Origin of the sequence: Limnothrix sp. FACHB-881 (assembly GCF_014698135.1) — a bacterium.
In the GTDB taxonomy this organism is placed as follows: domain Bacteria; phylum Cyanobacteriota; class Cyanobacteriia; order CACIAM-69d; family CACIAM-69d; genus CACIAM-69d.
The window spans coordinates 67,683-80,692 of the sequence record NZ_JACJSN010000014.1 but is presented as its reverse complement, the minus strand read 5'-3'; the positions used below and the strand labels follow the sequence as shown (position 1 = coordinate 80,692).

9 protein-coding genes are annotated in these 13,010 nt (G+C 57.9%); 4 read left to right on the top strand and 5 right to left on the bottom strand.

The window, feature by feature from the left end:
- Positions 1-853 precede the first annotated feature (853 nt).
- Both gap and H6G52_RS13255 read left to right on the top strand, forming a co-directional pair.
- Complete coding sequence (gene gap, locus H6G52_RS13260) at positions 854-1,873, top strand: type I glyceraldehyde-3-phosphate dehydrogenase (protein WP_190528926.1); 1,020 nt, start codon at positions 854-856, stop codon at positions 1,871-1,873.
- Positions 1,874-2,043: 170 nt separating this feature from the next.
- On the top strand, positions 2,044-2,652 hold the full coding sequence (locus H6G52_RS13255; protein ID WP_099534148.1) for a hypothetical protein: 609 nt from the start codon (positions 2,044-2,046) through the stop codon (positions 2,650-2,652).
- A gap of 294 nt (positions 2,653-2,946) precedes the next feature.
- On the opposite strand, the gene H6G52_RS13250 is transcribed toward H6G52_RS13255, so the two are convergent.
- Both H6G52_RS13250 and H6G52_RS13245 read right to left on the bottom strand, forming a co-directional pair.
- Positions 2,947-5,595: a CHAT domain-containing protein gene (locus H6G52_RS13250; protein WP_190528924.1), complete on the bottom strand. Its 2,649-nt coding sequence runs from the start codon at positions 5,593-5,595 to the stop codon at positions 2,947-2,949.
- A 343-nt stretch (positions 5,596-5,938) separates the two neighbouring features.
- Positions 5,939-6,220 carry a hypothetical protein gene (locus H6G52_RS13245; protein ID WP_190354785.1) on the bottom strand — a complete coding sequence of 94 codons (282 nt, stop codon included), beginning with the start codon at positions 6,218-6,220 and terminating at the stop codon, positions 5,939-5,941.
- A gap of 336 nt (positions 6,221-6,556) precedes the next feature.
- Between H6G52_RS13245 and H6G52_RS13240 the strand changes: the two genes are divergently transcribed.
- Positions 6,557-7,522: a LysR family transcriptional regulator gene (locus tag H6G52_RS13240; RefSeq protein ID WP_190528922.1), complete on the top strand. Its 966-nt coding sequence runs from the start codon at positions 6,557-6,559 to the stop codon at positions 7,520-7,522.
- Between the two features lie 208 nt (positions 7,523-7,730).
- On the opposite strand, the gene H6G52_RS13235 is transcribed toward H6G52_RS13240, so the two are convergent.
- Entirely contained in the window at positions 7,731-8,372 is a 642-nt protein-coding gene (locus H6G52_RS13235) for a peroxiredoxin (RefSeq protein ID WP_190528920.1), read from the bottom strand.
- A gap of 711 nt (positions 8,373-9,083) precedes the next feature.
- A complete protein-coding gene (locus tag H6G52_RS13230) occupies positions 9,084-9,719 on the bottom strand; it encodes an alpha/beta hydrolase (RefSeq protein ID WP_234406991.1) in 636 nt (211 codons plus the stop codon).
- 56 nt (positions 9,720-9,775) lie between these two features.
- On the opposite strand from H6G52_RS13230, the gene purH reads away from it, so the two are divergent.
- The gene (gene purH / locus H6G52_RS13225; RefSeq protein ID WP_190354782.1) at positions 9,776-11,359 is read left to right on the top strand and encodes a bifunctional phosphoribosylaminoimidazolecarboxamide formyltransferase/IMP cyclohydrolase; all 1,584 of its coding nucleotides are present in this window, start codon (positions 9,776-9,778) and stop codon (positions 11,357-11,359) included.
- Between the two features lie 152 nt (positions 11,360-11,511).
- On the opposite strand, the gene ctpB is transcribed toward purH, so the two are convergent.
- The gene (gene ctpB / locus H6G52_RS13220) at positions 11,512-12,870 is read right to left on the bottom strand and encodes a carboxyl-terminal processing protease CtpB (protein ID WP_099534147.1); all 1,359 of its coding nucleotides are present in this window, start codon (positions 12,868-12,870) and stop codon (positions 11,512-11,514) included.
- Between the last annotated feature and the right edge of the window lie 140 nt (positions 12,871-13,010).

Below are 13,010 nucleotides of genomic sequence, written 5' to 3'. Positions count from 1 at the left end.
CATCCCCAAAAATTCAAGGGTTTCAGGGTTGCTGCAAGGGAAACCGAGGGGGGGTGCGATCGGGATCCCTCGGCAACGGCTCGATCGATGGCGGGTCAGATGCCCCTTTAGATTGCACTAGTGATGATCAAGATTTGGTAGCAATTTTCACGAGATTCCCCGTAATCTTGCAGGGTTGACTCAAAATTCATCTTGCATAAAACTTCTCGCCCGAAATTGGCTAAATTTTCGGCCTTTTCCTATTTTTCCATCAATTCTTAATGTTGCCAGGTTTGTTGTGACTTGGTGAATGTTTGACCAAGATTTCGAGAAATACTTTGGCAAATACTTGGCAAATACCTGGCGAACACCATAGGGCAAACATCACCGGTCAACCCCTTCCGAACACCCTCCTGGAAAATGTACCCATGGTGCTTCCCTGACCGAACGGCGATCGAGGAAATCGATTAACACCGATCCCAGAACCGATCACCCCGATCGCAACCAAACCCAATCCGCCACAGCCCCACCACAGCTTTAGAAGATGGCTCGGTGATCTCTTGAGACACTCACCAATCACCACCCAATTTGCGGGTCAAGCGGCTTCAGCTTCCTGTTTTCGTCGATTGGTGCGCTGAATTAGGCATCCGTTTTGGCCTTTCAACCCCCCTATCGGGTTGAGCAAACCGGAAAAAGAGTCTTGAAAAAAAGCCAAGAACCGTCACCCCTTGCCTGAATCCGGTTTAGGGTCGTGAGAGATTGATCCGCGTTGGGATTGATTCCCTCACCCCTTGGGTCAAAATAACTGCCGGGGCTGACCCTGTGGGTTCAAGCCCGTTTGATTCATGACTTCGCAAGCAGGAGAGTTTTGATCATGGCCCCGATTAAGGTTGCCATTAACGGTTTCGGACGCATTGGCCGATTGGTGTTTCGCGGTGCGATCGCCAATCCCGACATTGAAGTTTGCGCAATTAACGACCTGTTCCCCCCCGAGAGCCTCGCGTACTTGCTGAAATATGACTCCACCCACGGCCGGTTCAAGGGCACGGTGGAAGCGGCCGAAGGCGGCCTGGTGGTGAACGGCAAACTGATTCCCTGTTTTGCTTGTCGCAACCCGGAGGAGTTGCCCTGGGGTGACCACAATGTGGACTTTGTGGTGGAAGCCACCGGAATTTTCATTGACCATGCGGGAGCCAGCAAGCACCTGGCCGCTGGGGCAAAGCGGGTGATCATCTCCGCACCTACGAAGGATCCCGATCGCGTGCCGACCCTGGTGGTGGGCGTGAACCACAGCAGCTTTGACCCGGCCAAAGATTTCATCGTGTCCAACGCCAGTTGCACCACCAACTGTTTGGCCCCGATCGCCAAGGTGATTCATGACAACTTCGGTCTTGCTGAAGGGTTGATGACCACCGTCCATGCCGCCACCGCCACCCAGCCCACCGTGGACGGCCCCAGCCGCAAGGATTTGCGCGGCGGCCGCAGCGCCATGCAAAACATCATCCCCGCCTCTACCGGAGCCGCCAAGGCTGTGACCCTGGCTCTGCCGGCCCTGAAGGGGCGCTTGACTGGCATGGCGTTCCGCGTGCCCACGGCCGATGTGTCGGTGGTGGATTTGACCTTCCGCACTGAGCAAGCCACCAGCTACCAAGCCATTTGCGCCGCCATGAAGGCCGCCGCTGAAGGAGAGCTGAAGGGGGTTTTGGGCTACACGGAAGATCCGGTGGTTTCCACGGACTTCACGAGCGATGCCCATTCGAGCATCTTTGACGCAACGGCGGGCATTGAGCTGAACTCGAATTTCTTCAAGATTGTGTCTTGGTATGACAACGAGTGGGGCTACTCGATGCGGATGGTTGATTCGATCGTGGCGATGGCCGCCAAAATTGGCTAATCATTCGCTAGTCACTGGCTAATTGATTAACGCAGTAGACAAGGGGCTTAAGCCCCTTGCTCTCGCACTTTCGTAATGGTGGAAGGCTTGATTCGACCCATCACTTTTAGCCTGTGATACTGCTATGAAATGGCATCCCAAAACACTCTGAAGGCACTGTGGAGGAAAAAATGGAGAAACCCTACAGCACCGATGAGTTATTACAAATTTTGGCGGAAGAACAGCGGGCCTGTATGCAAGGTCAACGCTTACATTTGACGGCGAAAGTATCAGGAATTGCGCCGCTCGATCGCCTGATTGACCCCAAAGGGATTCAAAAATTTACGGCTTATCAAAACTTCCGGGCCCAAATTCATGCCTACCAGCGTGAACAGGGGGTGTCGGGCTTGGTGTGGCGATCGATCGCCCTGGGCCCCCACCGGCTGAACTATCCCGAATTACATGATCAATTAGTTGCGCTGCCGGAGGATATCCATACCCTTCAGCGATTTAAGGATGATGCGATCGAATTTTGGCGATCGGTCACGGTGGGGTTCGATCGCCACTTGAGCGTGGCCGGGGGGCGAGACTTTTGCACCCTCACCCCCAGTGATGAGCAGCGCTTGATCGATCGCGCTGAGTGGGTCAGTTTAGATCCGCGCGGCCAAGCATTGCCCTGCGAGGTGGTGTTGCAGTTGGGTTGGGGCGATCCGGCTGGCGCACGCTACCGGCGCGACTGGCCCCAATCGGGCAGCGAGTTGGTTCATGCTGTGCCGCCCGGGGGTTGCCCCATGCCCTAGCCGCCGGCCGCAAAAATGCCCATCACAATGGCCGACAGCAACAGCCCGGGACTCAGCAGCAATACCAACGTGCCTAGATCATGCCAATTCATAGTCTTAATCCTCGTTTCAGTCCTCGATCGCGACGATCCTTCAACACAACCCTTCAAAACAACCCTTCAAAAACCGAACCATTCCAGAATGGCTTGCAAGTTTTTGGGGCTTTGGAAGTTTTTGGGGCCAAACCGTGGCCTGCTCCCGATCGTAGCGGCTCTTTTTGATCCCGTCCCGGAAGATCAGCTTTGACTTCAGGTTTCACAGCCAATTGCCCACCAGGATATAGGGGGCCCAAAAGAAGGGATGGCGAAAGTTGGGGTTTTTGAGCAAGGCAAGCTGAGCCTGGCGCAGGGATTCGGCCTTGGTGGCTCCGGTGCGCAGGCTTTGGTAAAAATCTCCCATCAGCAAAGCGGTGGATTCGTCGCTAACCTGCCACAGGGTTCCCAACACGCTGCGAGTGCCGGCCTGGATGGCAATGCCCGTGAGACCCAGGGTGGCGCGATCGTCCCCTCGGGCTGTTTCGCAGGCACTCAACACCAAGAGTTCGATCGGGGGGCGGCTGGCCGGTCGGCGCAACAGTTGGTCAAAATCTGCCAACTCAATGCGGCGATCCCAAGCCAACAGAAAGGTGCGATCGGCTCGGGAACTGAACTGGGCATGGGTTGCCACATGGACGATCGGGGCGTTGTTTTGCTGCAAGGCTTGGCGCAGGGCCTGCTCCGTCAGGGCCTGATCGCGCAAGACGGCCGCCGGTAACTCCTGGGCCAAAATATCTAGCTCATCGGCCACAAAGGGCAAGGCTCCCAATTTTTCCGCCTGGAAACTGGGGGCCACTTCCGAAACACCCGCCGCCAAGACGTTGAGCGATCGCGGGTTCAGGGCTTTGGGGGCAAAAAGCTGCAAACCCAAGGCTCTGGTGGTGTTGTAGCGCTCTAGGAGATATTGCTCTCCGTCATGGAGGGCGGCGATCGGGATATTCGCCAAGGGCCCATCCAGCACAAACACCAGGGTTTTGACTCCCGATTGGGCTAATTCTGGGGCAATTGGAGCCACTAGCCAGTCATAAACCTGCTTGGACAGGCGCAAGCGCTCCCGGTTGGGAATGGTTGGGTCTTGGACGGCCTGTTGCACCCGTTGCAGGGTTTGGAGAACGGTGGCTCGGGGCACAGGAACCACGGCATAGCGCAACGGTTGGCCCGGCAATTTGGTGAGGGTGGCCACGCGATCGCTTAAAACAATGGCCTCCACGGCGGCCGTGTCCGATCGCCCGTCAATGGCCCGATCGAGCGGTTCCGGTTTGGCATCCAAACAAGCTTGGCGAAAGAAGTTTTCCAATTCCACCAACTGCAAAGCCTCGATCGCCGATCGGGCCGCTTGCAAGTCTTCCTGGCTGGGGTTGCCCCGCAACAACTGATCCACGAACTCCCGATAAACCGGCTCCACCCGATCGCGGAAGGAAAACTGCACCACGGAATCCATCCCGGCCAGATCATTGCGCAATTGCCCGATCGCTTGGGTGGCCAGGCGATAGGCCGCCAGGGAACCGGTGCGATCGCCCCCTTGGGCCCGCAACTGCCCGAGAGAACGGGCCGTGCGATAGGTCACCTCCGGAGCCGCCAACCCTTCCACCAGCGCCAGGGATTGCTCCAGCCAACGCGCCGCCAGGGCAGTTTCCCCCCGTTGCCGATAGGTTTCGCCCAACTGACCCCAAACCGCCGCCGTCAAACGGTGATCGCCCAGGGCTTGGGCCGCTTGGGCCGCCTGTTGCAACCCTGCCAGGGCCAAGGCCGGTTCATTCACGGTTGACCACCAGCGAGCCAGGCGCATTTGGGCCGCAATCCGATCGCGCCCGATCGGGAGCTGTGCCACCTGGGTGGCCAACGCTTGCAGTTGAGCCTTGCTGACGGTTTCTCCGGGTGAGCTGCCCATTTCCAAACCCAGAAACACCATCTCCCAGCGCTCCAACTGACCCCACAGCCGATCGCGATCGCTCCCGGCTGCCGCTGCCGCCACCCTTGCTCGATCGAACGATGCCATGGCCTGTTGTCGAAGAGTCGTCCATTGGGGATCATTGCGATCTAACCCTTGGCGAGCCAACAGGGCCCGGGTGCGGGCCAGGGCCAGGGCGGCGGTGCTGCGATCGGCCGGGGTTCCCGACTGTTCCAACACCGTTGCCGCTTGACTCAACCAAGTTTCTGCTCGGGCCAATTGCCCCAGCGATCGCAAGGCCTCCCCAGCCGACAGCAGGCCCAACCCTTGCAGGCGCGTGGGTTCGCGGGGGGCCTCCGGGACAGTGCCAATTTGCCCTTCAATCACCATCAGAGCACGCCCGTAGAGTCCCAGGGCTTGCAGGGCCTGGGCCCGATTCAGGCTGGCTCCCAATTGCCCATCCCGATCGCCCGCCGATCGATACAGGGATTCCGCCTGCTCCAAAAGTTGAATCGCTCGGGCCGCCTGCCCTGCGGTCAGCTCCAATCGGGCTTGCTGATTCAAGGCCGCCGCCCGCAACCGCACGACTCCCTCGCCGCGCAACGCCGCCAACAGGCCCAAACTCTGCTGCACTGCCTTCAAGGCCGCTGCTCGATCGCCCAATTGCCCCCAAGCCAAGCTGATGCCATGCCAGGCGGCTCCTTGGGCCGCGCGATCATCCCGTTGGGCCGCCTGTTGGGCCGCCCGCTGCCAATGGTCGATCGCCTCCGTAAACCGGCCCGCTTCGTAGGCCTGGCGTGCTTGTTCAAACTCCGGAGCGCCGGCCGGGGCGGCCAGGGGGGCTGGGGCTGGCCCTTGGGCGATCGCGGGGAACGCAGCGAAGGAAACCGTTCCCAACACCAACCCACAACCCACCCAACCCAACCATCGGAGCAATCGGCCCCATTGCCCCCACGCCCGCTCGTTACCTTGCCCCATGCCCATCAATCACGCTCGCTGTTGTGGATCAATTTCCTTTCTCCACTATCACCGACCAATCCAGAATTCCCGGTCTCTTCCCGGGTCTTTTAACGGTGCTTTGAGCGTGATTTTGATTGTTTTGACCGGTTTTTGACTGGTCTTTAACTGGTTTGATGGCCAGTCATTAGACCCCTTGCGTCAATCAAGACCCTCACCCTAAATCCCTCTCCCAAGTCGGGAGAGGGACTTGATCACCAGCTACGAGATCGCTGTAACGCAATGGTTCTGGCCCCCCTTCGCCCCCCTTGGGAGAAGGGGTTGGGGGATGAGGGCTTCTGGTCGATTCGCGTAAGAGGTCTATTCAAAACCGATAGCGATGGCGCTCCTCTAGCCAGCTCCGGAGTTCCCGCTCAGCCGGGCTAGAGAATCGATCGCCCGTGCGTGGATCCCAACCGTAAAAAATTTCCTCACCGGTTGGCAGCGTCCGCGACCAAATTCGGATTTGATCGGGCGTGCTGAGCCGCATCACTGCTTGATGACCCCAATGGGCCAGCCGTTGCCCAAAATTGCCTAGGATGGTGTTTTCAGCACAGCAGTCCGCCAACCACCGCAGGGGCGATCGGGTTGCAGAGGTAAAGTGCATGACTCGGTTCTCCTGAAGAAACAAATCTCCTGGCCATCGTTGTGGAAGGCGGTAGCCAGGAGATTTGCTGTGCCTTCACCCTATCAAGGGTCGGCGGTTCGATCGACCGATGGCTTGCATGGGAGGTATGAATGAAATCGATGGATGTCTTGGTTGATCCTCCAAAGTGCCGGTATAGCATGGAGAGCAATTCGGCGAGCGCAATTCGGCTCCGGGTTCTGACGGCACTTTTCTCAATTTGCCGGATTTGGCCTGTCAAATTTAATCTGCTGAATTTGCCGAATCATTTGCTGAATCTTTAGATCGCTTTCCAGTCGATTCAACATCGACTCAGCTATGGGCGAAATTGCTGCAAAACTCAAGTTGTCTCAACTACGAACCCTGGTGGCGATCGCCGATCGGGGAAATTTCAGCCAAGCCGCCCTGGATCTCGACATTTCCCAATCCGCCGTTAGCCACGCGATCGCCACCCTCGAAGACGAACTGGGGGCCATTTTGCTGAATCGCGGCCGCCACGGCGCAACCCTCACCGACACCGGGCGCGAAATTGCCGACAGTGCCCGCAAAATTTTGGAACTGCTCAACGACATTGAGCGCCAGGCCAAAAGCACCCGCGGCCTCGATTCGGGCCATGTGCGCGTGGCCTGTTTTCGCAGCGTGGCCACCCACTTGTTGCCTAAGGCGATCGAGCATTTACGCCACCGCTACCCCGGCATCGCGATCGCCATTGATGAATACGACACCAGCCAGGACATTGAGGAAGAACTCCGCGCCGGCCGAGCAGATGTTGGTTTTGTCCTGTTGCCCGCAGGCAGTGAGTTTGAAACCTGGAACGTGATGATGGATGAATATTGGGCGATCGTCCCCAGCAGCGATCGGTACGCCACGGAGGTGATTGCCTGGGAAGATTTATTTTCTCGCCCGCTGATTTTGCCGCCCCGGCGATTTTTGTGTGCGCAAATTGTGCTCGATCGCTTCGCCAAGCTGGGCTTGAACGTGGAACCCAGCTACGAAGTCCGGGAAGATTCCACCATCCTGAGCATGGTGGCCCAAGGATTGGGCGCAACGGTCATGGCCCGGCTGGCCGCAGAACCGATCCCAGCCCAGGTGAGGGCCTATCGGCTGCCCGTGCCCTTTCACCGACACATCGGTCTGGCCATCTTGGCCAATGCGCTGCATTTGCCGCCCGTGTTTGCGGTGCGTGATGCGCTGAAGGAAACGATCGCCCATTTAACGCTGCCGGGCCAACCCCGACCAGAACAGCCCTGGCCCAATCTCAAGCGATCGGGACGGCCTGCCTAATCGGTGTTCCATTGATACGGCCCGACACACCAGCCCAATACACCAAACCAATACACCAGACTAATAAAATAGCCCCCCGATCACACCAGGGCGATCGGGGGGCTATTTGTTGATGTGTTGATGTTGCTAACCACCAGGTGGCCCTAACCCCAAGCTCAAGGATTCAGCTTGAAATTAAAAACCACCGGAGATTAGAAACTGATTGAAATTACTTGTTGGGCTGGGGAGTCAGGCGCAGGTAAGGCTTGATTTCCGTCACGCCCTTGGGGAATTTCTGGCGAGCTTCCTCGGTGGGGATCGAGGGAACCACCACGCAATCGCCGCCATCTGTCCAGTCAGCGGGCGTAGCCACACTGTAGTTATCGGTCAGTTGCAGCGAGTCAATCACGCGCAACAGCTCATCAAAGTTGCGGCCGGTGCTGGCGGGATAGGTGATCGTCAAACGCAGCTTTTTGTTGGGATCGATGATGAAGACCGATCGCACCGTCAGGGTGTTACCGGTGCTGGAATTGGGGTGAATCATCCCGTACAGTTCCGACACTTTCTTATCTTCGTCGGCCAGAATCGGGTAATTCAGCGTCGTGCTTTGGGTTTCTTCAATGTCGGCCGTCCAGCCATGGTGCGAATCCACGCTGTCAACGCTCAGGGCCAGCGCCTTCACATTGCGCTTGTCAAATTCATCCTTCAGTTGGGCAACGCGGCCCAGCTCGGTGGTGCACACGGGGGTATAGTCCGCCGGGTGCGAAAACAGCACCACCCAGCTATCACCAGCCCAAGTGTAGAAGTCGATCGATCCGTGGGTGGAAGCCTGCGTGAAATCGGGGACGGTATCGCCAAGTCTGAGAGTCATGATTCTTCGTTGGTCAATGATTAATTGATTGACATCCTCCTCGCCCCAAAGGGTGAGGATTCCTCACCGCGCCTGAACCCAGCGAATCGGGCCGAGGTCGCTGAATGGGGTTGACGCTTCACAGGCCACCACTGGCGAACCAGTCTGACGCTGGCCTCCACGTCCGTTTAAAGTCTCGGACTGCCCGCCCGCGACGATGCATCAAACCAGTCAGGAGTGAATTTGCGGGCTGATGGGTCTGGGGGGCTAGAGGGGAGAGCGCCCGCAGATCATGATGCCACGAAACCCCAGTTTTCCGACCGGATTTTCGATCTTTTTCACCCAACAGGCCCGCCAGCGGAATTCCAGGCGACAAATGCGGTTGATTCGGCTTGGCAGTTCCGCTGTAGCTGGGGCTTGTACTGCTGGAAAAATTAATGAAGCGCTTTAACGATTAGGCGTTCGGGTCATCCTAATCACGGCCCGGAGTAACGATCAGGCGTTCAGGTCATCCTAATCACGGCCCGGGATGCGAATCTTGCGATCTGGATGTTCAGAATAGCAGGACTCTGTAGCGAAATTATCAGTCTTCGTGAATCTGCAATCCTTCTGGGGACAAACCGTAAAGTTCCGCAATGATCCTGAAAGGTTCGTCATGCGGTCTTGGATTGTCAGCAATGCTGGATTGTCAGCAATGCTGGATTGAACAATCCGCCGTGCTTGCTTAAACCATCATTTCGGACAGGATGCTGAAATGCAGGCGAGGGAGAAGGTGCGCAGGGCGGAAATTTGGCTCATTTGGATTTCATGGCCCCCATCGAGTTCCAAATAGGTGACGGTGGCATCGCGGGCTTGGAGATCGTCGCGCACTTGCCAGGCGGCTTGGATTGGAACGACGAGATCTTGACGGCCGTGGGTCACCAGCACTTGGGGCCCCTGTTTGAGGGAGCTGACTTGCGGCAGGGTGTGAAAATAGCCGCTGAGGGAAGCAACGCCGGCCAGGGGTAGCGCTAACCCCACGTCTAGGGCCATGGCTCCGCCTTGGGAAAATCCACAAAGAATGGTTCGATCGAGCGGGATGCCCGATCGCTCCGTGGTGGCCAACAGCCAGTTTTGGAGCTGGTCTCGGCTGGCCTGCAAGCCTGGATAATCGGACGATTCCAAGTCGTACCACATGCGCCCTTCATTGGAGTAGGGATAGGCCATGGGGGCTTGGGGAAATTCCATGTGCCAATCTGGCAAGTTCAGCAACGGAGCCAACGCGGCCACATCATTTGCATTTGCCCCCCAACCATGAAGCGCGACCAGCATTGCCGCTGGTGTGCGGTTCGCCTCGGGGGAAATCGCGATCGCCTCTAATAAAGCCACGCGACAACTCCTCGGTAGAATGAACCCGTTAAGCCTCAATCCTAACGGACTCTTCCATGACGCGGACAGCCCTGCTTAGTGTTTCTGACAAAACTGGTCTAATCGAACTGGCTCGCCAACTGGTGGAACGGTTCGGCTTTACCCTGGTCAGCAGCGGTGGCACGGCTAATGCCATCAAAGCCGCAGGACTCCCCGTGACCAAGGTTTCGGACTATACAGGCTTCCCGGAAATTTTGGGCGGCCGGGTCAAGACACTCCACCCGCGTGTGCATGGGGGAATTTTGGCCCGCACCGATTTGGAGGGCGATCGCGCTGATTTGGCTGCTAATGAGATCCCCGCGATCGATTTGGTGGTGGTGAATCTTTATCCCTTTGAGCAGACGATCGCCCGGGAAGGGGTGACGCTGCCGGAGGCGATCGAACAAATTGATATCGGTGGCCCCGCCATGATCCGCGCCGCTGCCAAAAACCACAGCCGCGTAACGGTGCTGTGCAACCCAGCTCAATACGATCGCTACTTACATGAGCTGAGCAGCAATGGCACACCATCCTTGGAATTCCGGTTGCAGTGCGCCCGCGAAGCCTTTTGGCACACCTCCACCTATGACAGCGCGATCGCCACTTACCTGAGCCAACAGGCCGACAATCCCGCCGATTTGGATCGACCGGCCTTGGCAACGCCAGTGGAATGGGCGATCGCGGGTAAGCGGGTGCAAAGCCTGCGCTATGGCGAAAATCCCCACCAAAGCGCCGCTTGGTATCGCAGCGGCTCCACCCCCAGCGGTTGGGCGGCTGCGGAACAACTCCAAGGCAAAGAACTGAGTTACAACAACTTGGTGGATCTGGAGTCGGCCCGGAGCCTGATTGCGGAATTTGTGGCCGCCGATGCTCCTCCGGCGGCGGCTATTCTGAAGCACAACAATCCCTGTGGTGTGGCCCTGGGATCGTCGGCTGATGCGCCCCTGTTGGAGGCCTATCGCAAGGCCCTGGAAGCGGATTCGGTCTCAGCATTTGGCGGCATCGTGGCCCTGAACCGCCCGATCGACGCAGAAACGGCCGCCGCGCTCACGGAAACCTTCCTGGAATGCATTGTGGCTCCTGGCTGTGATGAAGCAGCTCGCGCCTTGTTGCAGAAAAAACAAAACCTGCGAGTCTTGGTGCTGCCGGATCTGTTGGCGGGGCCGGCGGCCACGGTGAAGACGATCGCGGGCGGCTTTTTGCTCCAGGCGGCCGACGACGAACCCAGCGACCCGAACACCTGGCGCGTGGTGACGGAAAAGCAACCAACGGCGGATCAGCTCGCGGAGTTGGCCTTTGCCTGGCGGGTGGTGAAGCATGTGAAGTCCAATGCGATCGTGGTGACCAGCAACCGATCGACCCTGGGGATCGGTGCGGGCCAAATGAATCGCGTGGGTTCCGTGGCAATCGCCCTCAACCAAGCGGGCGACCAAGCCCCGGGCGCTGTTTTGGCCAGCGATGGGTTCTTTCCCTTTGATGACTCGGTGCGGACGGCGGCGGCGGCGGGCATCGGGGCGATCGTCCAGCCCGGTGGCAGCGTGCGCGATGAAGACTCGATCAAAGCGGCCAATGAACTGGGTTTGGTGATGCTGATGACCGATCGCCGCCACTTCCTGCACTAACGGTTGTGCAGTTTGCTCTGAAGCCATTCCCCAGTCCGGCCGATCGCTAACTGCATCATCGGAGGCAAGGGGCTTAAGCCCCTTGTCTAGCCATGGTTAGCGTTGATTGATGGGTTCAAGTTGGGGATATTTTGTCCCTACTGAGTTTGTCTCTACTGGGGCAGCGGGGCCACATTGTTATTGGCCGCGATCCGATTCCGAAGCATGGTCACAGCCCGTGTGTATTGGGGATCGCTCTCGGTGGCCAACAGCCGCCCGCCATTAGAGAACAGATAATATTCCTGCTCATCCGATAGCTTGATTTCCACATCGGGGCTGATGCCGGTTTTGTTAATGTCCGTGCCAGCGGGGGTGTAGTAATGGGCGATCGTGACGGCTAAACCCGAACCATCACCCAAGCTATGCACCGATTGAACCAGGGCCTTGCCAAAGGTTTGGCTTCCCACCACGAGCGCCCGGCGGTTATCCTTCAGCGCCCCGGTCAAAATTTCGCTGGCACTGGCGGAATTGCCGTCCACCAACACCGCCAGCGGCAAGTTCGTGAGGGATGTGCGGTTAGCCCGGGCGGCTTGGCTGTTTCCTGCGCGATCGGTCGTGCTGACAATGCTGCCGGCATCGAGCCACATGCGTGCAATCTCAATGCTGGCGTTCAAGAGACCGCCCGGATTGCCGCGCAGATCCAAGACAAACGCTTCGGCCTGCTTGCCTTTCAAATCCTCGATCGCCCGCTCCATCTGTTCGGCCGCATGGGCGCTGAACTCATTAAGGCGGATATAGCCTACCCGAATGCCCGATTCCGTTTGCAGGCTTGATCGAACGATCGGCACTTCAATTCGGGCGCGGGTTAAAGACACCGAAAACGGCGCACCGCCCGCCCGCTGAATTTCCAGCTTCACCGCCGTGCCCGCCTGGCCCCGAATCAAGCTGGAAGCCTTGTCGGGAGACATGTCCTTGGTGGCTTGCCCATCGATCGACAGGATCAGATCTCCCGTCTTCAAACCGGCCCGAGCGGCCGGTGAGTTGGGCATTGGCTCCACCACTTGCAAATGCTTCGTCTTGTCATCTACCCCCATCCGAATCCCAATCCCAGACAGCTCGCCGGCCGTTTGGTTGGTCAGCTCCTCAAACTGCTCAGGAGTCATGAAGCGTGTGTAGGGATCGTTCAGCAGCTTAATCGCCTTGCGCAGGGCTTCGTAGGCTTCATCCCGCGACGTATATTGGCGGCTCAGGAGGTCTTGGCGGATGGCTTGCCAATCATTTTGGTTAAACTGCCCATCCACATATTCACGGTTGATGATTTGCCAAGCTTCATCCACGATTTGCTTGGGGCTGTCTTGGAATTGGCCGGGTTCCGGGGCGGGCGGTTCTCGGTCTTGGCTGAAGGCCGGCAAACTCAGGGCTGGATGAAGCAGGGCAACGCTGGCCGCCGCGATCGCCACCTTTACGCCCAGGCTCTTGGGCGATCGCCGCCAATCAAACCAATGACGCGAAACCGACGAGACAGCGGGCATAGATTTGGGATCAACCTGGGGCATACGGCCAACGTTTTTGAATGAAATCAAGGGAATACAAAACTAGCGCCCAACCAGCACCCAGCAATTTTGGGAGTTATGGCAGGATGGCTGATAGATGATTGCTATTCATCATAGAG

Coding starts and splice junctions, on each gene's coding strand:
- gap (WP_190528926.1), top strand. CDS start 854: ATGGCCCCGATTAAGGTTGCCATTAACGGTTTCGGACGCATTGGCCGA.
- H6G52_RS13255 (WP_099534148.1), top strand. CDS start 2,044: ATGGAGAAACCCTACAGCACCGATGAGTTATTACAAATTTTGGCGGAA.
- H6G52_RS13250 (WP_190528924.1), bottom strand. CDS start 5,595: ATGGGGCAAGGTAACGAGCGGGCGTGGGGGCAATGGGGCCGATTGCTC.
- H6G52_RS13245 (WP_190354785.1), bottom strand. CDS start 6,220: ATGCACTTTACCTCTGCAACCCGATCGCCCCTGCGGTGGTTGGCGGAC.
- H6G52_RS13240 (WP_190528922.1), top strand. CDS start 6,557: ATGGGCGAAATTGCTGCAAAACTCAAGTTGTCTCAACTACGAACCCTG.
- H6G52_RS13235 (WP_190528920.1), bottom strand. CDS start 8,372: ATGACTCTCAGACTTGGCGATACCGTCCCCGATTTCACGCAGGCTTCC.
- purH (WP_190354782.1), top strand. CDS start 9,776: ATGACGCGGACAGCCCTGCTTAGTGTTTCTGACAAAACTGGTCTAATC.
- ctpB (WP_099534147.1), bottom strand. CDS start 12,870: ATGCCCGCTGTCTCGTCGGTTTCGCGTCATTGGTTTGATTGGCGGCGA.